Annotated in this window: 23 protein-coding genes and 1 pseudogene; 4 read left to right on the forward strand and 20 right to left on the reverse strand. The window is 52.7% G+C overall.

Features of this window, described 5'->3' with window-relative positions:
• Positions 1-3: 3 nt before the first annotated feature.
• Together ulaB and ulaA are read right to left on the reverse strand one after the other, a co-directional pair.
• Positions 4-309, reverse strand: coding sequence for a PTS ascorbate transporter subunit IIB (ulaB, locus tag ACLJZ5_RS15180; RefSeq protein ID WP_000218358.1), 306 nt, complete (start codon positions 307-309; stop codon positions 4-6).
• Positions 310-324: 15 nt separating this feature from the next.
• Complete coding sequence (ulaA, locus tag ACLJZ5_RS15185) at positions 325-1,722, reverse strand: PTS ascorbate transporter subunit IIC (RefSeq protein ID WP_000404876.1); 1,398 nt, start codon at positions 1,720-1,722, stop codon at positions 325-327.
• Positions 1,723-2,084: 362 nt separating this feature from the next.
• Between ulaA and ulaG the strand changes: the two genes are divergently transcribed.
• Positions 2,085-3,149, forward strand: a complete 1,065-nt coding sequence (gene ulaG, locus ACLJZ5_RS15190) for an L-ascorbate 6-phosphate lactonase (RefSeq protein WP_000049161.1) — start codon at positions 2,085-2,087, stop codon at positions 3,147-3,149.
• Between the two features lie 104 nt (positions 3,150-3,253).
• Positions 3,254-4,009: an HTH-type transcriptional regulator UlaR gene (gene ulaR, locus ACLJZ5_RS15195; protein ID WP_000133620.1), complete on the forward strand. Its 756-nt coding sequence runs from the start codon at positions 3,254-3,256 to the stop codon at positions 4,007-4,009.
• On the opposite strand, the gene yjfP is transcribed toward ulaR, so the two are convergent.
• A complete protein-coding gene (gene yjfP / locus ACLJZ5_RS15200) occupies positions 4,006-4,755 on the reverse strand; it encodes an esterase (RefSeq protein ID WP_024797777.1) in 750 nt (249 codons plus the stop codon). The genes ulaR and yjfP overlap by 4 nt on opposite strands.
• Before the next feature lie 183 nt (positions 4,756-4,938).
• Between yjfP and bsmA the strand changes: the two genes are divergently transcribed.
• Entirely contained in the window at positions 4,939-5,268 is a 330-nt protein-coding gene (gene bsmA, locus ACLJZ5_RS15205) for a biofilm peroxide resistance protein BsmA (protein ID WP_000586836.1), read from the forward strand.
• 130 nt (positions 5,269-5,398) lie between these two features.
• The gene (gene yjfN, locus ACLJZ5_RS15210; RefSeq protein ID WP_001518964.1) at positions 5,399-5,674 is read left to right on the forward strand and encodes a DUF1471 family protease activator YjfN; all 276 of its coding nucleotides are present in this window, start codon (positions 5,399-5,401) and stop codon (positions 5,672-5,674) included.
• 44 nt (positions 5,675-5,718) lie between these two features.
• Here yjfN and ACLJZ5_RS15215 read toward each other — a convergent pair whose 3' ends face one another.
• The 17 genes and pseudogenes from ACLJZ5_RS15215 to hfq all read right to left on the reverse strand — a co-directional run bounded on the left by ACLJZ5_RS15215 (position 5,719) and on the right by hfq (position 21,558).
• A complete protein-coding gene (locus tag ACLJZ5_RS15215) occupies positions 5,719-7,341 on the reverse strand; it encodes an isovaleryl-CoA dehydrogenase (RefSeq protein ID WP_024797778.1) in 1,623 nt (540 codons plus the stop codon).
• 84 nt (positions 7,342-7,425) lie between these two features.
• Positions 7,426-8,589, reverse strand: coding sequence for a glutathionylspermidine synthase family protein (locus ACLJZ5_RS15220; protein WP_024797779.1), 1,164 nt, complete (start codon positions 8,587-8,589; stop codon positions 7,426-7,428).
• 2 nt (positions 8,590-8,591) lie between these two features.
• Positions 8,592-9,230, reverse strand: coding sequence for a DUF1190 domain-containing protein (locus ACLJZ5_RS15225; protein WP_024797780.1), 639 nt, complete (start codon positions 9,228-9,230; stop codon positions 8,592-8,594).
• A gap of 9 nt (positions 9,231-9,239) precedes the next feature.
• Complete coding sequence (locus ACLJZ5_RS15230; RefSeq protein ID WP_000547736.1) at positions 9,240-9,638, reverse strand: DUF350 domain-containing protein; 399 nt, start codon at positions 9,636-9,638, stop codon at positions 9,240-9,242.
• Between the two features lie 17 nt (positions 9,639-9,655).
• Positions 9,656-10,339 (reverse strand): YjfK family protein, encoded by a 684-nt coding sequence (locus ACLJZ5_RS15235; protein ID WP_077914045.1) that lies wholly within the window; start codon positions 10,337-10,339, stop codon positions 9,656-9,658.
• A 121-nt stretch (positions 10,340-10,460) separates the two neighbouring features.
• A pseudogene (locus ACLJZ5_RS15240) lies at positions 10,461-10,548 on the reverse strand (hypothetical protein); the annotation flags it as partial.
• Positions 10,548-11,246 carry a PspA/IM30 family protein gene (locus ACLJZ5_RS15245; RefSeq protein ID WP_410958970.1) on the reverse strand — a complete coding sequence of 233 codons (699 nt, stop codon included), beginning with the start codon at positions 11,244-11,246 and terminating at the stop codon, positions 10,548-10,550. The pseudogene ACLJZ5_RS15240 and the gene ACLJZ5_RS15245, both read right to left, overlap by 1 nt.
• Positions 11,247-11,260: 14 nt before the next feature.
• Positions 11,261-11,665: a YjfI family protein gene (locus tag ACLJZ5_RS15250; RefSeq protein ID WP_000312605.1), complete on the reverse strand. Its 405-nt coding sequence runs from the start codon at positions 11,663-11,665 to the stop codon at positions 11,261-11,263.
• 131 nt (positions 11,666-11,796) lie between these two features.
• On the reverse strand, positions 11,797-12,528 hold the full coding sequence (gene rlmB, locus ACLJZ5_RS15255) for a 23S rRNA (guanosine(2251)-2'-O)-methyltransferase RlmB (RefSeq protein WP_001293274.1): 732 nt from the start codon (positions 12,526-12,528) through the stop codon (positions 11,797-11,799).
• Positions 12,529-12,618: 90 nt separating this feature from the next.
• Positions 12,619-15,057 carry a ribonuclease R gene (gene rnr / locus ACLJZ5_RS15260; RefSeq protein WP_000076354.1) on the reverse strand — a complete coding sequence of 813 codons (2,439 nt, stop codon included), beginning with the start codon at positions 15,055-15,057 and terminating at the stop codon, positions 12,619-12,621.
• Between the two features lie 37 nt (positions 15,058-15,094).
• The gene (gene nsrR, locus ACLJZ5_RS15265) at positions 15,095-15,520 is read right to left on the reverse strand and encodes a nitric oxide-sensing transcriptional repressor NsrR (protein WP_001177632.1); all 426 of its coding nucleotides are present in this window, start codon (positions 15,518-15,520) and stop codon (positions 15,095-15,097) included.
• Positions 15,521-15,739: 219 nt separating this feature from the next.
• Entirely contained in the window at positions 15,740-17,038 is a 1,299-nt protein-coding gene (gene purA, locus ACLJZ5_RS15270) for an adenylosuccinate synthase (RefSeq protein WP_000527972.1), read from the reverse strand.
• A 102-nt stretch (positions 17,039-17,140) separates the two neighbouring features.
• Positions 17,141-17,338, reverse strand: coding sequence for a DUF2065 domain-containing protein (locus ACLJZ5_RS15275; RefSeq protein WP_001089290.1), 198 nt, complete (start codon positions 17,336-17,338; stop codon positions 17,141-17,143).
• Positions 17,339-17,416: 78 nt separating this feature from the next.
• Positions 17,417-18,421, reverse strand: coding sequence for a protease modulator HflC (gene hflC, locus ACLJZ5_RS15280; RefSeq protein ID WP_001232417.1), 1,005 nt, complete (start codon positions 18,419-18,421; stop codon positions 17,417-17,419).
• 2 nt (positions 18,422-18,423) lie between these two features.
• The gene (hflK, locus tag ACLJZ5_RS15285; RefSeq protein ID WP_000312505.1) at positions 18,424-19,683 is read right to left on the reverse strand and encodes an FtsH protease activity modulator HflK; all 1,260 of its coding nucleotides are present in this window, start codon (positions 19,681-19,683) and stop codon (positions 18,424-18,426) included.
• A 214-nt stretch (positions 19,684-19,897) separates the two neighbouring features.
• Positions 19,898-21,178 (reverse strand): ribosome rescue GTPase HflX, encoded by a 1,281-nt coding sequence (gene hflX, locus ACLJZ5_RS15290; protein WP_000460338.1) that lies wholly within the window; start codon positions 21,176-21,178, stop codon positions 19,898-19,900.
• Positions 21,179-21,249: 71 nt separating this feature from the next.
• Positions 21,250-21,558 (reverse strand): RNA chaperone Hfq, encoded by a 309-nt coding sequence (gene hfq, locus ACLJZ5_RS15295; protein ID WP_001051875.1) that lies wholly within the window; start codon positions 21,556-21,558, stop codon positions 21,250-21,252.
• Between the last annotated feature and the right edge of the window lie 75 nt (positions 21,559-21,633).

Below are 21,633 nucleotides of genomic sequence, written 5' to 3' on the forward strand. Positions count from 1 at the left end.
TCCTTACTTCACGTCTTGCGGGAAATGTTCTTTGATCACTTCCAGCAGTTTCGGGCCAAAATCCGCAGGCGACAGCATGTTGCGCACGCCAACCACATATTTGTTGCCGGTCACGCTGATTTCGCCTGCAATATGGGTAGAAGCGATGATGATATCCGCGCCGCTCAACTCGCTTTTGTACTCGCCAACCGCGCAGCTGTTTACCGTGTGGTCAATGTTTGATTGGGTTAAAAACTGGTCCACTTTCATTTTCATGATCATGGAACTGCCCTGTCCGTTGCCACACACAGCCAGAATACGTACGGTCATAATCAAAACTCCTTATTAAGCAGACTGTTCTGCCAGTTGTTTTTCTGCATCTTCTTCTGCGCGCAGTGCGCGGCCAGCGAAGAACATATAAGCCAGTGCAATTACAATGATGACGGCCATAAAGGCGATACCGAGGGAGAAGAAGCCCTGCATCATCGGCGGTGCCAGAATCGACCAGTCCGCCATACCCATCCAGGCGCTCATCCCCGTGAGTTTCACCGCCCAGACGCAACCAAAGATTTCGATCATCCCCATCACCAGACAAATCTTCAGCGCCGCACGCCAGCCGCCGAAGTGGTTAGCGAACACGCCGATAGTGGCGTTAGAGAAGAACATCGGGATAAAGCCAGGAATAATCAGGATCGAGGAGCCGCAGGCAACCAGGATGCCAACCGCAATCAGCTGGCCGATGGTGCCCCACATAAAGCCCCAGACCACCGCGTTAGGCGCGAAGCTATAAATAGCCGCACAGTCAATCGCCAGTACTGCGCCCGGAATCAGACGCTGGGAGATACCGTTAAAGGCCTCAGAGAGCTCGGCGACAAACATACGCACGCCCTGAGTAATAATGAAAATCGCCACCGCAAAGGAGAAACCGGTTTGCAGGATGTAGACCGTCCAGTGCACTTTGCCCGCCATCGCCTGCACGGTGTCGATACCGAAGGAGAGCAGAATGGCACCAAAGAAGATGGTCATTACAATCGCCGTGGAGACGATGTTGTCGTGGAAAATGTTCAGCCAGCCCGGCAGTTTGAGATCTTCAACGCTCTCCTCTTTTTTGCCCAGGAACGGCGCGACTTTATAGGCAATCCAGGAAGCAAACTGCTGCTGGTGACCGATGGAGAAACCGCAGCCGTCCGTCACTTCCTGAGTCGGCTTGTACATCATGTTGGAGGTAATACCCCAGTACAGGGAAACCAGTATCGCCGTGCAGATAATGGTGGTCCACATGGAATAGCCGAAGATATAGAAAGAGACCGCAATCAGCCCCGCCTGCTGGAACATGATGTGCCCGGTCAACATGATGGTGCGAATACCGGTAATGCGTCGCAACAAGACGTAACAAATATTCAGCGCCAGCGCGAGCAACACCGCGTAGCCTACCCAACTATACGCATCACCCATCCGCTCGATCGTTGCCATCATCGAAGCATAGGTATCGGAAATCGCGCCGTTGATGCCGTAAACCTCAGACATTTTCGCCACCACCGGTTTAAAGGTGCTGGTCAGAATGCCGGACCCGGCCTGTAGCAGCATGAAGCCAATGATGGTTTTGATCGTCCCTTTGATGATCACGCTGACGCTTTTACGCAGCAGGATATAGCCCAGGCAGGTCACAATACCCAGTAATAGCGGGGCATTGGTCATTACCTGATTAAAAAAAATGGTAAAGATGTTGTAGAGGATCTCCATAACGATCTCCGGTAGACAAGGTTGCTGAGTCGCAGGCGCTCAGAATAATGTCCCTCCACTGTAATTTTCAAAAGTAATCACAACAAGATTGAATTTGATTAAATGTGACGTAGCGCGCAAATAATTAGCACACTTAATACATGGTTTACTTATAAATAACTCATTTCTTCATTAAAATAAGTAAAATCATAAAGATGAATACATCCCCATGACGCCAGAAAAGATTAAGTTTTCTTCTGGCTGCGTTCTCCCCTACCCAAAAGTCAAAAAATAGCCCATTGCCTTCTTGAGAAAATAGTGTCAGGATTAATCAAAACAAATCACGTTTTGAACTATTTTGAACAAACATGAAGGTAAATGCGATGAGTAAAGTACAAAGCATCACGCGTGAATCATGGATTCTGAGCACGTTTCCGGAGTGGGGAAGCTGGCTGAACGAAGAGATTGAGCAAGAGCAGGTCGCGCCGGGTACGTTCGCTATGTGGTGGCTGGGCTGTACCGGTATCTGGCTAAAATCTGAAGGCGGCACTAACGTATGCGTCGATTTCTGGTGCGGTACCGGTAAACAGAGCCACGGTAACCCGTTGATGAAAACCGGCCATCAGATGCAGCGTATGGCTGGCGTCAAAAAATTACAGCCTAACCTGCGCACCACGCCGTTTGTTCTCGATCCTTTCGCTATCCGTCAGATTGACGCCGTACTGGCGACCCACGACCATAACGATCATATTGACGTCAATGTCGCGGCTGCCGTAATGCAGAATTGCGCCGATGATGTTCCGTTTATCGGCCCGCAGACCTGCGTGGATTTATGGGTTGGCTGGGGCGTGCCGAAAGAACGCTGCATCGTGGTAAAACCGGGCGATGTCGTGAAAGTGAAAGATATTGAAATTCATGCGCTTGATGCCTTTGACCGTACCGCATTAATCACCCTGCCTGCCGATCAGAAAGCCGCTGGCGTACTGCCGGACGGCATGGATGTACGCGCGGTTAACTATCTGTTTAAAACGCCGGGCGGCAATCTCTATCACAGCGGCGATTCTCACTATTCCAACTACTACGCGAAACACGGCAACGAACATCAAATTGATGTCGCGCTCGGTTCTTACGGTGAAAACCCACGCGGTATTACGGACAAAATGACCAGCGCGGATATTTTACGCATGGCGGAATCGCTGAATACCAAAGTGGTGATCCCGTTCCATCACGATATCTGGTCGAACTTCCAGGCCGATCCGCAAGAGATCCGCGTGCTATGGGAAATGAAGAAAGATCGCCTGAAGTATGGTTTTAAACCGTTTATCTGGCAGGTTGGCGGCAAGTTTACCTGGCCGCTGGATAAAGACAATTTCGAATACCACTATCCGCGTGGGTTTGACGATTGCTTTACCATTGAACCCGATCTACCGTTCAAATCCTTCCTGTGAGTCGATATCATGCCGGGATTACCCGGCATTTTTTCCATTTACTTTAGTATTTCCAGGCTATTTCAAATATCATCTTTTCAAATCAATTTGTATCGGAATAGCTCATGACTGAAGCACAAAGACATCAAATACTGCTGGATATGCTGGCACAGTTGGGCTTTGTTACCGTCGAAAACGTGATTGAGCGTCTGGGGATCTCCCCGGCGACAGCGCGCCGCGACATCAACAAGCTCGACGAAAGCGGGAAACTTAAAAAAGTGCGCAACGGCGCAGAGGCCATTACCCAACAACGGCCCCGCTGGACGCCGATGAATCTGCACCAGGCGCAAAACCACGATGAAAAAGTACGCATCGCGAAAGCGGCGTCGCAGCTGGTAAACCCGGGTGAGAGCGTAGTGATTAACTGCGGCTCCACCGCTTTCCTGCTGGGGCGCGAAATGTGCGGGAAGCCGGTACAGATCATTACCAACTATCTGCCGCTGGCGAATTATCTGATCGATCAAGAGCATGAAAGCGTGATTATCATGGGGGGTCAGTACAACAAAAGCCAGTCGATTACCCTGAGCCCGCAAGGAAGTGAAAACAGTCTCTATGCTGGCCACTGGATGTTTACCAGCGGAAAGGGCTTAACCGCGGATGGCCTGTACAAAACCGATATGCTAACCGCCATGGCGGAACAAAAAATGCTCAGCGTCGTCGGGAAACTGGTCGCGCTGGTCGATAGCAGTAAAATTGGCGAGCGCGCGGGAATGCTGTTCAGCCGCGCCGATCAGATCGCTATGCTGATTACCGGCAAAAATGCCAATCCGCAGGTTTTGCAACAGCTTGAAGCCCAGGGTGTAAGCATACTCCGCGTTTAAAGATGCTGTCGGAAAAACGCTACCGTCGCCGACAACGCTTCTGGCGTAATGCGATGCCGCACGCCTGCGGCCCATAAACAGGTCACATGCTTATCCAGCTTCGCCCCGGCGAGTGCCTGCTGGAGCCGGAAGGTTTCGATAGCAGGCACCACGTCATCCTCCTGACCATGCCACAACAGAAGCGGCCTGTCGGCCAGTCGCTCTAACTGGTGTGTGACTTCCCATTCACGTAGCGGCGCGATGATATTGTCGAATTCCGCCTGCTGTACCGGGTTCTGCGGGGATAACGGCGGGAAAAGCGTCCGGGCGAGCCCGGTAAAATAGCCCGACCCCATTAAACTGGCCCCGCATTTTACCTCTTGGTGACGCGTCATAATGCCCAGCGCCGTCATACCGCCCATGGATGCGCCGCCCACCGCTAACCGCCCGTCAAGTAGCCAATTTTCCGCCTGAATCGCCGCACGTAACGTCGTAAATTCCTGCATGTTTTGGTGCAGAATCTGCCAGAATCGGTGTATCCGTCCCTGTGAGTCGCCGCCGAAGCGAGCGCCATGCTCCGGCGCATCCGGCATGACTACCCGGAATCCTGACTGTGCCAGGGCAACGGCAAAATAACTATAAACCAGGCTGGAGGAGGTGAAGCCATGATAGAACACCACACAGGGAAGCGGCACGGTGCGTTTCCCTTCCGGGAAGGCATGTAGTACGACGCCTCCGGCTAATTGTCGTGTTTCAATCGCTATCATTATTCTCTCCTTTTTATCCGGTATGCCACGGAGAAATACTTAACGCAAGTTTATGGATAGCGCAATAATTCATAATGTTTGAGAACTGGGTTACGCTTTCGCAACGTTTTCATTCGAAAATCGCGTGACAGGTAACACTTCGGGAACATTCCCCCTAAAGGGAAATCAATAAGGCATTACACTATGATTATCAGGAAACGAGATAGAGTTATGCGTCGGTTTGCTTCATTGATAGCAGCGCTGTTATTAAGCGCGTGTAGCGTGCTGCAGGGTACGCCGCAACCTGCACCGCCTGTCGCCGATCACCCGCAGGAAATCCGTCGCGATCAAACGCAAGGACTACAGCGGATGGGGACCGTAAGCGCGCTGGTTCGGGGCTCCCCGGATGATGCAATAGATGAAATCAGAGCGAAAGCCGTCGCTGCGAAAGCCGATTATTACGTTATCTTAATGGTTGATGAAACGGTTGTAACCGGCCAGTGGTATTCACAAGCCATTTTGTATCGTCAATAACAGTAGATTGATTTTTAGTCAGTTTTACATTGCTTTGCGTCCCTATGCGTTTACCTGTGCACAATAAACAAACAGGTTTACCGTGATGGAGCGTCCTGTTAAATGCGGGGTATGTAATAAGGAGCTGACGATGAAACAAGAACTTGCCTTATCCTCACTGCTGCTTTCTGCCGGACTGGTGAGTACGACGGCACAGTCTGCCGAATTCGCCAGTGCTGACTGCGTAACGGGTCTGAATGAAATCGGCCTGATCTCGGTCAGTAATGTTGCAGGAAACCCACAGGATGTAGAGCGGATTATCGCCCTGAAAGCCGATGAACAGGGTGCGTCCTGGTACAGAATTATTCAAATGTATGAAGAACAACAGTCGGATAACTGGCGCGTACAGGCGATACTCTATGCCTGATGCCGCGTGGCTCGCGCCGGATGGCATGTACCACAGGCCAAACGTTACCGCAGTCCCCCGGTCGCCCTTAACAGTAAATCATTTTGTACCTGGGCAGACAGCGGCATTTCGCCGCGTGTATCCAGCATCATCTGACACCACGCTTGCGCCAGCGGCGGCGAGGCATGACGCAGCATTTCCGCTCCGCATCCCAGCAAGAAAAGCTGCTGCGTAATCTCTCTGCCCATTGCTTCGTCCGGTTTGCGTAAACGTTGCTGTAGCTGGCGTACCGCGCGGTCGTAATGGCGATCCTGACCTTTGACTTCCGCAAAAGCTTCACTCAATACGTCATCGACGCCGTGTTGTTTTGTCAGCACCCGAAGTACATCCAGACACATGATATTGCCGGAACCTTCCCAGATACTGTTCACCGGCATTTCACGGTACAGGCGCGGGAGTTCGCTCTCTTCGCAATACCCCATCCCGCCGAGAACCTCCATCGCCTCAGCCACAAAAGGGATTCCCTGCTTACAGATGGCGAATTTCGCCGCTGGCGTGAATAATCGCGCCCATAATGCCTCTTTCGCCTCGCGACGTTGCTCCCAGGCGCGCGCCAGCCGAAACAAAAGCGCCGTCTGCCCCTCCAGGCATAGCGCCATACGACTTAAGGTTTGTCGCATCAACGGTTGTTCGATCAGCGGCTTACCAAAAGCCTGACGCTGATGAGCATGGTAAATGGCGACTGAAAATGCGCGCCGCATTAAGCCATGACTCCCGAGCGCGCAATCAAGACGCGTCATACCGCCCATCTTTAAGATATGCCGAATCCCTTCGCCCTCTTCTCCCAGCCGCCAGCCGACGGTATCCTGAAACTCGACCTCGGCGCTGGCATTAGATCGATTACCGAGTTTATCTTTCAGGCGCTCAAGACGAACAGAGTTCCGTTGCCCGTCTGGCAGGAAACGCGGCACAAAGAAACAGGATAGTCCTCCTTTTGCCTGCGCCAGCACAAGGTGCGCATCACTTTGCGGCACAGAGAAAAACCATTTATGTCCCACCAGCCGATATGAATCATCCGCCAGCCGCTCCGCGTGGGTCGTATTACTGAGTACGTCAGATCCGCCCTGCTTTTCCGTCATTCCCATGCCGATGAGCAGGCCCCGTTTTTGCCCGCCCGGCAGCAAATGCGAATCGTAGCGATCGCTGCGCAGCGGCGCCAGCCAGTCATGGAAAGTGGCGGGAAGCATCTGCAATAGCAACGGCGTCGCGGCAAAGGTCATCGTGACAGGACAGAGTGTTCCCGCTTCTACCTGAGCATGTAATACAAAACGCGCCGCCCGGGCGACAAAACTTCCCGCCCTTGCCTCTTCCTCCCAGGCCAGGTTATGTACCCTATTAGCGCAAAGCCCCTGCATCAACAGGTGCCAGGCGGGGTGAAAGCGAACGTCATCCAGGCGCTGTCCCTGGGGATCGTAACGCAGCAACTCAGGAGGATGCGCGTTCGCCAGACGCCCCAGTTCCAGTGATTCCGCCGTTCCCAGTTGTTGGCCAATGCTGGCGAGAAGATCGCTATCCCATCCCGCGCCTTCCCGGGAAACCGCTTCACACAGCGCGCCATCAGACAGGAATAAGTTGCTGTTATTGAGCGGAGCTGGTTGATTAAAAACGGTATGTGTTTGCCAGGACATGGTGTCTCCCTCCTTCAATGGCGCTGAAGTCAAGTATGGTCATGACTGCGCCATTGACGCCGGAGCAAGATCACAAAAGTATGATTAACCGGCAATATAATGTGGGACGAAACGGGAAGTGTCTTTGGTAATCAGCGTATTGTCCTCGCGAATCCCCATTCCGGAGGCTTCATCGTCAATGATCCAACTGCCAATCAGCGTATAGCTATCGCCAAAGCGCGGCAAAGGCTGAAACGCCTGGTAAATCATCGGCTCGTCAGCGTAGTCGCCGTCGGCATGATCGATAACATTTTGCCGCTCGTCGAAAATCGTGACGTTGCCGCCTTCACGTGAATAAATCGGCTTCCGCACGCTGCTTTCACCTGGCGCTGCGAGCGATTTTTCGCCCTCAAACCAGGCCGGCAGCAGATTCGGATGGCCAGGGAAAAAGCGCCACAATAACGGCAACAGCCCTTTGTTACTCAGAATACTTTTCCACAATGGCTCAATCCATTGCTCACGACGTTTTCGCAACAGCGGGCCGTTGTCGTCGCGCATCATCCACTCCAGCGGGTAGAGCTTAAAGGCGCGGCGAATCACGTTATCGTCCAGATCGGTCAGCACGCCGCCTACGCCAAGCCCCAGTTCTTCAATATAGATAAATCGCGTTTCCTGGCCCGCCTGCTGCGCGCAATCCTGAAGGTACAGCACCGTCGTGCGATCTTCGTCGGTATCTTCACAACAGCAAAAGTAGAGCGGTTCCCGACTGTACAGCTCGCTGAAGCGGGCGATCAGCCGCTCCTGTATCGCGTTGTATTGATCGGCATCACGCGGAATGGCGCCGCTACGACGAGCATCCTCCAGCCATAGCCATTGAAAGTAGGAGGATTCATAGAGCGATGTCGGCGTATCCGCGTTGTATTCCAGCAATTTAACCGGATCTTTGCCGCACCAGACGAAATCCATCCGTCCGTAAAGCGAAGGATCGCGGCTGCGCCAACTTTCGGCGATGACATCCCAGTACAATGGCGGGATCGCCAACTGCTGCATGATCTGCTCATCCCGGACGGTCCGCTCGACAACCTCCAGACACATCTGATGAAGCTCTGCGGTCGGTTTTTCGATCTGTTCTTCAATTTGCCGTAATGTAAAACGGTAGGCCCGGCTTTCATCCCAGTAAATTTCGTTATCGATAACATGAAAGTCAAAACCGTGATCGCAGGCGATCTTATCCAGATCCCGGCGTACCGGTACGTTATGTCGTAGCATGGTTAGCCTCCCCAGTGCCCGCGGGCGCTGGAAGAACGGCCATAGCCGCCGCGGGAGACGGTGGACGCTTTCCGTGTCGTATAACCAGGGCTGGTCGCGGTATCGCTTTTCCCTGTACCGCTGCGCCACGCATAATCGCCGGACGTGGTGCGCCAGACGGGACGGGAGGCGTAGGATGAACCGCCGCTGCTATAGATGTATTGTTCGTCACGGTTTTGACGAATCGCGCGGCTGAGCAAAAAGCCGCTTAATACCGGAACCCAACTCCGATCGGTGCTATCAAAGTAGCAATCGCCAAACTGCGACTGACAGCTCTCCTGCGTCAATTGCTTAGGCACATTCGCGTAAAATTCTGTTTTCGCATTATTCCAGCCGTCAGCGCAAACGCTGGCGCTATTGCCATCGTCAATACAGTCGTTCACCGTGGCGTAAAACGTCCCATCGCCGTCGTTGTCAGTATTGCCGCCATCACCGCACCCTTTCAGGAGAAAAAAGGCCGCTCCGCCCATAATCGCCAGCGTCAGGCATTTTGGCGTGTAGCGATTTCGTTGCCGCTCAAAGGGATTAACCGGTTCGGCTATCCGTCTTATTGCCGAATGGCCTACGCCGGATGTGCTTCTGGATTTTCGTTTTTTTGCCATGATCTTCCGTTACCATGTCATACAGGCAGCGTTAAAAATACCGCCAGCCAGCGCTGCGGTTCCCATAAATAGCCCCGCCGCCACGTTGTGATGAATAATTTTTTCGCTCAGCGTAGGCATGTATAACCTTACGCAGCCATAAATCAGCAGCTGAATCACCAGCGCAATGCCGCCCCAGGCAAAATAGTCCGGGATGCTGACCGAGTTTATCGCCGCGCTGGATAAGGGGATGACATAGCCCAGCAACGTACCGCTAAAGGCCAGCGATGCCGCAGTATTGTTATTTTTTATCAACTGCCATTCATTATGCGGTGTTATCTTTGAGTAAATAAAAAGAAATGCGATGACCATTGCCGCGCCAATAAAAAAATAGGCGCAGAAAGCCAGTAATGCGTCCAGTATATGCATAATTTCCCTGTATGTGCTTAACCAATAACCGTCAGTGAGGTGAGCGGGATATCCACGCCGAGGGCGCGTGAAAACACCCATTCAGGCTCACCGCGCTCGTTAAATGATTCTTCCCCGTTCAATAGAAGATACTCCCAGGCGTCGTCCATCACCTGGCGCTGGAAGCCCATCGTAAAATTGTGAACGTCCCATTTCTCTGCCTGCTGATTTTCAACCTTTTCCAGCATGTAGACAGGTTCAATATTGCCCGGCTCTTCATGGTTAAAAAAGCGTTGCCAGCGCCGTTCTTGCCAGTTGAGCGTCATCGGCCCTATTGCCGCTGGCGCAATGGCTGAACGCCAGTGGCGTTCCTCGTTAATACCGAAACTTTCCTCATATACAAAAAGTTTGATGTCATCAATGTCGTCAACACCCGTGCCGCCAGTGGTGTTAATTTGTAGAAACTCATCGCCAGAGGTGTAGTAGCGAAAAATCTGACTGCCGCCGCCTAAATCTATGCGACTAACTGCCGCGACAGTGTATTTTTCACCCGGTAGCGCCACCAGCAACGACGACTCCAGTAGCCGGAATGCCAGCGTATCCAGCGTGAAACCGGCGTTAAGATGTAATCCTAATGGTCCGCGAATCGGCGCTGGCGCGCTTGTTTTACCGAGCAAACGCTGAAAAAATTGCATCATAGGGGAACCTCTATCTCTTGCCATGCGACCTCTTCAGCCAGAATGCGATTGTCGTTAGGCATAATGCCATTTGAGATCGCGCATTCATGTGCCGTCTCGTATGAAAGCGACGAGCTCAGCACGGTAGCGCGCTTTCGCGCTACCGATAACAAAGCAGATACTGCCCGATAAACAGGCCAGGTCAGTCTGGACAAATGCCGCTGGCAGGTTTTGACCATCCATGTAAAGAGCATTACTCGCCTTGTTGACGCTGCAAGCGCGCCAGCACATCCTGGGCGCAGCTTTTGTTGGTTGCGCCAATACCGGCCTGCGCCAGTTTTTCGTCCAGGTCGCGTCCATCGGCGACTTTTTCCAGCTGCGCGGCGGCATCCAGCCGGGCCTGGCGTTCAGCCTGACGCGTTTGTAAACGTTTAAGCGACTCCGCCGCCGTAGACACATTCGACGCGGCTCCGACGGTCGAAGTCGTCACCGCCTGCTGGGCGCGCTGCATGGCTTCTGTCGCCTTAACCACTTCAAGTTGCTGCTCAAACTGCGCAATCCGCTGGCCTGTCGCCGTTACTGCCTTTTCCACCGCATCGCGAGAGGCTTCCAGATTAGTCAGCACCTGTTCTTCGGCAAGAATGGCATTTTCCAGACAGGCTATCTCTTCCGCCACTTCGTTGAGTAAAGCGGCGTCGACATTCTTACTCATTGCCGCCAACGCCCGTGTTTCAAGGCTGGCTTTACGCTCACGTAAATCATTCAGCTTGTCATGGCTTAGCTTCACCCGCGCCAATAAATCCACTCTGGATTTACCCGCTTTATCCAGCTCGGCTTTTGCGTCGCGAATATGCTGCTCCAGCATACGTACACCCTGTGCTTCATCAATGGCCTCTTCTGTCTGAGCAACGAATGATTTACCTAACGTGAACAAACTTTTTAAAATTCCCATGTAAGCCGCCTGTATTATTCCTGTGAATAGACTTGTGTTATTTCAGCGATATCCAACGCATTTTCTACAAGCGTGGTGATTTCCAGCGTCACGTCGGCAAGCGACGAATTTAACGACAACGCGCCAAAAGCGACATAATATTCCTCCTGTTTTACCTGGGTAATACCGACCGAAGACAGCGGTAAAACCTTCTGATTTCTCAGTAAGAAAAGATTAAATTCCGCGGTATCTCTAATCGTATTTACCGGACAGATATAAGTCTCGATAACTATTTGTTGCGAGGTAAATAAAACCGCCAGTGGTAAATCGCCATAATCATTCATTTTTATTATTAATGAGGATTCATTATTTTCTATATCAATATCTAATTCGGCGATGTTGTTTAATGCATCCGCCAGCGTCCGTGGAGTCCATGCCATATTTTTATCTCTATCTCATTTTTATAAATAAAAGAAATTACAGGGTGGGTTTTTCTTTTTATATTACCAGCCAGAGATAAAAAAAAACCATCCGATTATGGATGGTTTTTTCTTAAAAAATACTATTAGCGTCAGGTTCGCTGGCGAACGGCTTCAAACAGACAAATCCCGGTCGCCACAGAGACATTCAGCGACGACACGCTACCAGCCATAGGAATGCTGATCAGCTCATCGCAGTGCTCACGGGTCAGACGACGCATACCTTCACCTTCTGCGCCCATGACCAGCGCCATGCGGCCAGGCATTTTGCTCTGATACAGCGTATGGTCAGCCTCGCCCGCCGTTCCGACAATCCAGATATTCTCTTCCTGCAACATGCGCATCGTGCGCGCCAGGTTGGTGACGCGGATCAATGGCACGCTTTCCGCTGCGCCGCAGGCGACTTTCTTCGCCGTCGCGTTAAGTTGCGCGGAGCGGTCTTTCGGCACGATTACCGCATGTACGCCTGCGGCATCGGCGCTGCGCAGACAGGCGCCAAGATTATGCGGATCGGTGACGCCATCGAGGATCAACAAAAAGGGGCGATCGTGTAATGCGATCAGATCCGGCAGATCGTTTTCCTGATACTGCCGGCCTGGTTTCACGCGAGCGATAATACCCTGATGCACGGCACCGTCGCTTTTCTCGTCGAGATATTGGCGGTTTGCCAGCTGGATAACCACGCCCTGGGACTCAAGGGCGTGAATCAGCGGCAACAGACGTTTATCTTCACGGCCTTTTAAAATAAAGACTTCCTGAAAACGTTCAGGGGCGCGCTCCAGCAGGGCCTGCACTGCGTGGATGCCGTAAATCATTTCGCTCATTAATGTACTCATTGTTTACGTTTTGCCGGGGGCGCTACGCTTGCCCGGCCTACAGATAATTCACCCTCTTCTGTTTGAAGAGGGTATTGCTCACTCTGCCGCTTTTTTCTTCGCCGCACGCTTCGCTTTGGTCGCTGCGGCTATTTTCTGCGTTTTAGCCGATGGCTTTTTTGCTTTTCTCGCGTCTTTCTTCGCTGCTTTCGGCTTCGCTTTTTTCTCGCCGCGGAAGGCGCTATCAGGCTCGAAGTTAACTTTTTTACCTACCTGACGACGTTTACCGGCGTTTTTACTTTCACCTTTTTTCGCTTTTTCACGCGCCGTTTTGCCGACGTTACGCGGTGCGCGCTCGCTGGAGATCAGGCTAAAGTCAATTTTCCGTTCGTCCATATTCACCGCTTCGACGCGTACCTCGACCCGGTCGCCCAGGCGATATGTCTGCCCGCCGGACTCGCCAATCAGACGTTGCCCTACCTGATCGAAGCGATAGTAATCGTTATCCAGTGAGGAAACGTGTACCAGCCCATCGATAAACAGTTCATCAAGACGGACAAAGAAGCCGAAACCGGTGACGCTGGCAATCACGCCCTTAAAGACGTTGCCTACCTGATCCAGCATAAAGTCACATTTCAGCCAGTCGGAGACATCACGCGTCGCTTCATCAGCGCGGCGTTCCGCCATCGAACAGTGCTGGCCGAGCTGCAACATCTCTTCCATCGAGTAGTGATAACCGCCCGTTTCTGTGGTGTTGCCCTTGTTCCCTTGCTCTTTCGCCAGCAGGTACTTAATGGCGCGGTGCAAAGAAAGATCCGGATAGCGGCGAATCGGCGAGGTAAAGTGCGCATAAGACTGCAACGCCAGGCCAAAGTGCCCGCGGTTTTCCGGATCGTAAATCGCCTGCTTCATTGAACGCAGCAGCATAGTTTGCAGCATTTCGGCGTCCGGCCGGTCGGCAATCGATTCAAGCAGTTCGGCATAATCACGCGGTTCCGGTTTATTTCCGCCCGGCAGCTCCAACCCCAGCTCCGCCAGTACGGAGCGGAATGAGGTGATCGCTTCGGTGGTGGGCTTATCATGAATACGGAATAACGCCGGCTCTTTAGCTTTTTCGACAAAGCGCGCCGCCGAGATATTCGCCATGATCATGCACTCTTCGATAAGCTTATGTGCGTCATTACGCTGGGTCTGTTCGATACGCTCAATGCGACGATCGGCGTTAAAGATAAACTTCGCCTCTTCGCTCTCAAACGAGATCCCCCCGCGCTCTTCACGCGCTTTATCCAGCACTTTGTAGAGGTTGTGCAGCTCTTCAATATGCTTCACCAGCGGCGCATATTGTTCACGCAGATCCTGATCGCCCTGCAGCATATGCCAGACTTTGGTATAGGTCAGACGCGCATGGGAGCTCATCACCGCTTCATAGAATTTGTAGCCGGTCAGCCGACCTTTCGCCGAGATGGTCATTTCACAGACCATACACAGCCTGTCAACCTGCGGGTTTAGCGAACACAGGCCGTTGGAGAGCACCTCCGGCAACATTGGGACAACCTGTGACGGGAAGTAAACCGACGTGCCGCGATTGCGCGCCTCGCGATCCAGCGGCGTTGGCGGCCGTACATAATAGCTCACGTCAGCAATAGCGACCCACAAACGCCAGCCGCCGCCGCGTTTTTTCTCACAGTAAACCGCGTCGTCAAAGTCACGGGCATCTTCGCCATCAATCGTGACCAGCGGCAAATCGCGCAGATCGACACGACCGACTTTCGCCTCTTCCGGCACCTCTTCTTTCAGCCCGGCGACCTGCTGCTCTACCGCCTGCGGCCAGATGTAAGGTATTTCATGGGTACGCAGCGCCATATCAACCGCCATACCGGTGCCCATATTGTCGCCCAGCACTTCGACGATTTTCCCTACCGCTTTAGTACGGCGAGTTGGACGTTGGGTCAGTTCAACCACGACCACGAACCCCATCCGCGCGCCCATGACGTCTTCTGGCGGGATAAGAATGTCGAAGCTGAGACGGCTGTCGTCCGGCACTACAAAGCCGACGCCCGCATCGGTGAAATAACGTCCGACTATCTGACTGGTTTTCGGTACCAGTACACGGACGATACGCGCTTCGCGGCGACCTTTACGATCGGCGCCCAGCGGCTGCGCCAGCACCTGATCGCCATGAATACAGGTTTTCATCTGCTCGCTGGAAAGATACAAATCGTCTTTGCGGCCTTCGACACGTAAGAAACCGTAACCATCACGATGACCGATCACGGTGCCTTTCAGCAGGTCGAGGCGTTCCGGCAGCGCATAGCATTGGCGGCGGGTAAAGACCAGTTGTCCGTCGCGCTCCATCGCGCGCAGGCGGCGACGCAAGGCTTCAAGCTGCTCTTCGCCTTCAATATTCAGTTCTACGGCCAGTTCTTCGCGACTGGCCGGTTTTTCACGTTTCGTTAAATGTTCGAGGATAAATTCCCGGCTCGGGATAGGATTCGCGTATTTTTCTGCTTCGCGTTCCTGGAAAGGATCTTGTGACATTGAGGTTCCTCCATTGTCATCTCTAATGAAGTTTACTTCACTCCACCAGTAATAATTTATAAAGCGGTTGATTCTCTTCAACCAAATCGGCAAGCGTGTAGTTATCCAGCTCCTTGAGAAAACTCTGCACGGCCTTAGAAAGCGCCTGTTTCAGACGACAGGCAGGGGTGATGTGGCAAAACTCGCTGCTACAGTTGACCAGTGATAAGGGTTCCAGCTCACGCACCACATCGCCAATACAAATAGTATTAGCCGGTTTACCCAGGCGGATACCGCCATTTTTTCCCCGAACGGCGGTGACAAAGCCCGCCCGGCTAAGCTGATTGATAATTTTGACCATATGATTACGGGACACACCGTAGACTTCTGTCACCTCAGAAATGCTGGTCATTCGTCCATCTGGTAACGACGCCATATAGATTAGCGCACGTAAGCCGTAATCGGTGAAACTCGTTAACTGCACATCAACCTCAGGAAAAGGGAAAACGGGATATAACTTATCTGTATTGATGATAAACCAGCCACCTGTCAGGCTGCTAATTTATTTCGGTTCAGGAAGGAAAAAAGCGGGGAACAATGACGCATTTGAACCGAAGGGTGATGCAAAGCATCTTATCCGGCTATCAAATGCGTACTCATCATAGACCCGGTAAGCGTAGCGTTACCGGGCATCATCCATCAATTACGCGTCGAACGGATCGCGCAGAATCATCGTCTCAGTACGATCGGGGCCGGTAGAAATAATATCAATCGGCACGCCGGTCAGTTCTTCGATACGTTTGATGTAGTTTAGCGCCGCCTGCGGCAGGCCGCTACGATCTTTCACGCCGAAGGTGGATTCAGACCAACCCGGCATGGTTTCGTAAATCGGCTCTACACCTTTCCAGTCGTCAGCTGCCAGCGGAGTGGTAGTCACTTCGCGACCATCCGGCATACGGTAAGCCACGCAGAGTTTCACCTCTTTCAGGCCATCCAGCACGTCCAGTTTGGTCAGGCAGAAGCCAGACAGGGAGTTCAGCTGTACCGCACGACGAACGGCAACGGTGTCCAGCCAGCCGGTACGACGACGACGGCCGGTAGTGGCGCCGTATTCGTTACCCTGCTTGCAGAGGAACTCGCCGGTTTCATCAAACAGTTCGGTCGGGAACGGACCTGCACCTACACGAGTGGAGTAAGCCTTGAGGATACCCAGAACGTAATCAACATAACGCGGGCCCAGGCCGGAACCGGTCGCCACGCCACCTGCAGTGGTGTTAGAAGAAGTTACGTACGGATAAGTACCGTGGTCGATATCCAGCAGGGTACCCTGCGCACCTTCAAACATGACGAAATCGCCACGCTGACGCGCCTGGTCGAGCAGGTCCGAAACGTCAACAACCATAGAAGTCAGGATGTCGGCAACAGCCATCGTATCATCCAGAACTTTCTGGTAATCAACCGCTTCAGCTTTGTAGTAGTTAACCAACTGGAAGTTGTGATATTCCATCACTTCTTTCAGTTTTTCAGCGAAGGTTTCTTTGTCGAAAAGGTCACCAACACGCAGACCGCGACGTGCCACTTTATCTTCATAAGCAGGCCCGATTCCACGACCGGTGGTGCCGATCGCTTTCGCGCCACGCGCTTTCTCACGCGCGTTATCCAGCGCAACGTGATAATCAAGGATCAGCGGACAAGCTTCAGACAGCAGCAGACGCTCACGAACGGGGATGCCACGGTCTTCCAGTTCTTTCATCTCTTTCATCAGCGCGCTCGGAGACAGCACAACACCGTTACCGATGATGCTGGTTACATTCTCGCGAAGAATACCTGATGGAATAAGATGGAGAACGGTTTTTTCACCGTTGATTACGAGAGTATGGCCTGCGTTGTGACCGCCCTGGTAGCGTACAACATATTTAGCCCGTTCAGTCAGAAGATCGACGATCTTTCCTTTACCTTCGTCACCCCATTGGGTGCCCAGTACGACGACGTTGTTACCCATTTTTCAAAATCACCGTTTGCTTAAAAATGGATTCTACCATCGCTTTTTCAGATATACAGCACTTTTTGCACTCAATCTGCGGCAAATCCGACCACTTTTTGCTCAGCCAATCGTTTTCCTCAACATGTAGTAGACCACAACTCCCGCGACCACAAGTCCGCCGCCAAAACGACGTAAAACATTTTCCGGCAGTTGCGCCAGTGCCGAAACCATTTTTTTCCATGCGCCGGGATACAACATCGGTCCCAGCCCTTCGAGGACTAATACCAGAGCAAGCGCCAACCAGATTGTTGAATTCATTTATCGCCCTTATAAAAGAAAACCACCGGCATCCTTTGGATGCGGTGGTTTTGCTGGTCTAAAACCGCTGACGCTATTTTAGCGTGTCGTCGAACTCGGTGTCTTCATGTAGCGGAAGAAATCGCTGTCCGGGCTCAGTACCATCACGTCCTGATTACCTTCGAAGCTCTTCTCGTAAGCGCGCAGGCTACGAATGAACGCGTAGAAATCAGGGTCCTGACTGAACGCGTCGGCAAACAGCTTCGCGGCTTCAGCATCACCTTCACCACGCATGATACGCCCCTGACGCTCGGCTTCCGCCAGAGTTTTCGTCACCTCATAGTCAGCAGCCGCACGCAGTTTTTCCGCTTCTTCCTGACCTTGTGAACGATGACGACGCGCGACCGCTTCACGCTCGGCGCGCATACGGTTGTAAATCGCCTCAGAAACCTCGGTCGGCAGGTTGATCTGCTTAATACGCACATCGACCACTTCGATACCCAACGCCGCCATACTGTTCGGGTTGATGACCGGTACTTTACCTTTGGTTTCCGCCGTGACGCGTTCCGCCGCTTCGGCAATCGCGTCATCCGCCGCCGGGGTCGCTACTTCATCATCGGTACCGGCTGAACCGGAGTTCAGCGCGTCGCGCACTTCCAGAGTCAGACGACCACGAGAATCGGTCACGATGTCTTTTACGTCCAGGCGACCAATCTCAGAACGCAAACGGTCCGAGAATTTACGTTTTAACAGCACTTCGGCTTGCGAAATATCGCCGCCGCCGGTCGCCAGATAGTAACGGCTAAAGTCGCTGATACGCCATTTGATGTAGGAGTCGACAATCAGGTCTTTCTTCTCTTTAGTCACAAAGCGATCGGCCTGGTTATCCATCGTCTGGATACGCGCATCAAGCATTTTCACTGATTCAATAAACGGGATCTTAAAGTGCAGACCCGGCGCGTAAACCAGCGGTTTGTTCTCATCGTCACGCAGAACTTTACCAAAACGCAGCGTAATGCCGCGCTCGCCCTCTTTGACCACAAAGACGGACATGTAGAGCACTACCAGCACGATGATGATAATCGCAATAACTGACTTACGCATCGTTATTCCCCCTGACGCTGGTAGTCGTTACGCTGCGCATTCGCGCGGCGTTGGTCCATAATATCGCCCTGATTTGAGGACGACGTGTTGCTTGCTCCGCTGGCGTTAGACTTTGTGGACGGCGGCAGGCGCAGCAGGTTGCTGGCGCTATTGTCGCTCTTTGCCGCCGGCGCATTCCCGCCTTTCAGCATCTGATCTAACGGCAGCACCATTAAATTACCGCTCTTGTCGTTAACCAGTACTTTACGGGTATGGCTCAGCACTTTTTCCATCGTTTCAATATACAGACGCTCGCGTGTAATCTGCGGCGCGGCTTTATATTCCGGCAAAATCTTCGCAAACCGGGCGACTTCACCCTGCGCTTCCAGGATAGTCTGGGTTTTATAGGCGCGTGCCTCTTCCAGAATACGCTGCGCCTGACCGTTGGCGCGCGGCTGAACTTCGTTGGTATACGCTTCCGCTTCACGAATGTACTGCTGCTCGTTTTCACGTGCGGCAATCGCGTCGTCAAAGGCGGCTTTCACCTCTTCCGGCGGACGCGCAGCCTGGAAGTTCACGTCCAGCAGGGTAATCCCCATGTTGTACGGTTTGATAGTCTCTTCCAGCTCGCGTTGGGTATCGCTACGAATAACGGTACGGCCTTCGGTCAGGATGCGATCCATCGTGTATTTGCCAATGACGCCACGCAGCGCGCTGTCGGTGGCCTGACGCAGGCTATCGTCCGGGCTGGTCACGCTAAACAGATATTTCTGCGGATCGGTGACGCGGTATTGCACGTTCATTTCAACGCGCACGACGTTTTCATCAGACGTCAGCATCACGCCTGACGCCGCCAGTTCGCGCACCGCTTCGACGTTCACCGGCGTAACGTCGTCAATAAATGTCGGCTTCCAGTTCAGACCTGGCTCTACCAGATGGCTGAATTTACCAAAACGCGTCACAACGCCGCGCTCGGCTTCTTTAATGGTATAAAAACCGCTGGCCGCCCAGATAATGACTACTGCCGCCGCGGCGATGGCGACAATACGGCCTCCCAGTTGCGGACGCGGGCCTTGCGATGAGCTACCGCCGCCGGAACCGGTGCCTTTACCGCCCCCAAAACCACCGAGTTTTTTACTCAGCTTACGGAAGATATCATCCAGATCGGGAGGTCCCTGATCGCGGCCACCTTTGTTTCCATTTCCCCCAGAGTTGCTGCCAGGTTTGCTGCTTCCCCACGGGTCGCGGTCCTGTCCGTTATTACCGGGCTGATTCCACGCCATGTTTGTGCTCCATATTTGTTATGCGGTGATCCCCGTTGTCTTTCGACCTCAGAGGATAAGGCGAAATTACTCCATGCTTCAGACGAACCGCCGTTACAGACATCATCTTTCAGGCTGCGTCCTGAGTGGCGGCTTTTTTACCCCAGGTCACTTCGTTGTGAGCTCCTGAAATTCTCTCAGCTACCGCTTCAATACGACCTGAATGACTTCGCGTCTAGATCACGTATTCGATCAACGCCGGTTCTTGTTTACAGAGGCGACGCCAGTCGACAATCGGCATTCGTACCTGCAGACTGACGCTACCGTCTTCCTCCATCCACTCTTTTTCTATTGCCTGAAGCTGATAAAACCGGCTTCTCAGACGCCCTTCCTGCGGCGGCAAACGCAGCGTATGCTGCGCCACCTCGCCGGAAAGACGCTCCGTCAAAGCCTGAAAAAGCTGTGGTATTCCCACGCCGCTTTGCGCTGAAAGCCAAACGCGGATGGGTTTATTCTCTTCATCTCTGTCGATACGCGGTTCAAAGTCGTCCAGCATATCGATTTTGTTCATCACCATTAAGGTGGGGATTTCGTGAGCGTCAATCTCTTCAAGAACGGTGTTTACCGCCTCGATGTTTTCCTGCACACGAACATCCGCCGCATCGACCACATGCAGCAGCAGCGTCGCCTGACGCGTCTCCTGCAGGGTAGCTTTAAAGGCAGCCACCAGATCGTGCGGTAAATGGCGGATAAAGCCTACCGTATCCGCCAGAACGGTTTCACCGACATCCGCTACATCAATACGACGTAACGTGGGGTCCAGCGTCGCAAATAGCTGATCTGCCGCATAGACCCGCGCTTCAGTGATCTGATTAAAAAGGGTGGATTTTCCGGCGTTGGTATAGCCCACCAGCGATACCGTCGGAACGTCGGCCTTGATGCGCGACTGCCGCCCCTGCTCACGTTGCTTCTCAACTTTCTCCAGGCGCGACTGAATCTGCACAATGCGATTACGCAGTAAACGACGGTCGGTTTCGAGCTGGGTTTCACCCGGACCGCGCAAACCAATCCCGCCTTTCTGACGTTCAAGGTGGGTCCAGCCACGCACCAGACGCGTAGCCAGATGGCGTAGCTGCGCCAGCTCAACCTGCAACTTACCTTCATGGGTACGCGCACGTTGGGCAAAAATATCTAAGATAAGACCGGTGCGATCGATAACCCGGCACTCGCACAAACGCTCCAGGTTTCGCTCCTGGGCTGGACTCAATGCATGATCAAACAATACGACCGCTGCGCCAGTCGCTTTCACGGCTTCCGCAATTTCAACTGCCTTACCTTCACCTACAAAGTACTTCGGGTGCGGTGCTTTACGGCTACCGGTAATCACCTGCATTGCTTCGACACCGGCGGAAGAGACCAGAGATTCAAACTCCTGGAGGTCTTCCATATCTTTGTCTTGCGAAAAATAGATGTGTACCAGTACCGCCTGCTCACCGGCATCATAACGGTCAAACAAGCGTAAACCCTCTTAATAACCAGCGGGGGCGATTATCCGACGCCCCCGACATGGATAAACAGCGCGTGAACTTATTCAGTCTCTTCGCTGTCCTGTTGCGCAGTAGAACCCTGCGCGTTGCTACCGTGATGGTAGTTATTGCTGGCGCCGCCACCGGCATTGTTGCTGTGATGGGAAACCGGGCGAGACGGGACAACAGTAGAAATCGCGTGCTTATAAACCATCTGGCTGACCGTGTTCTTCAACAGGATCACGAACTGATCAAAGGACTCGATTTGACCTTGCAGCTTAATACCATTCACCAAATAAATAGAAACTGGAACACGTTCCCGACGCAATGCGTTCAGGAACGGATCTTGTAAAGATTGCCCCTTAGCCATTCTCTTTTCCTTATATGCTTATTTGTACTTTGAACCTTTCGATTCTGAAAAATTGCGCACGATACGTCTCAATTG

The organism is Salmonella sp. 5800 (genome assembly GCF_046558195.1).
Lineage (GTDB): Bacteria > Pseudomonadota > Gammaproteobacteria > Enterobacterales > Enterobacteriaceae > Salmonella > Salmonella enterica.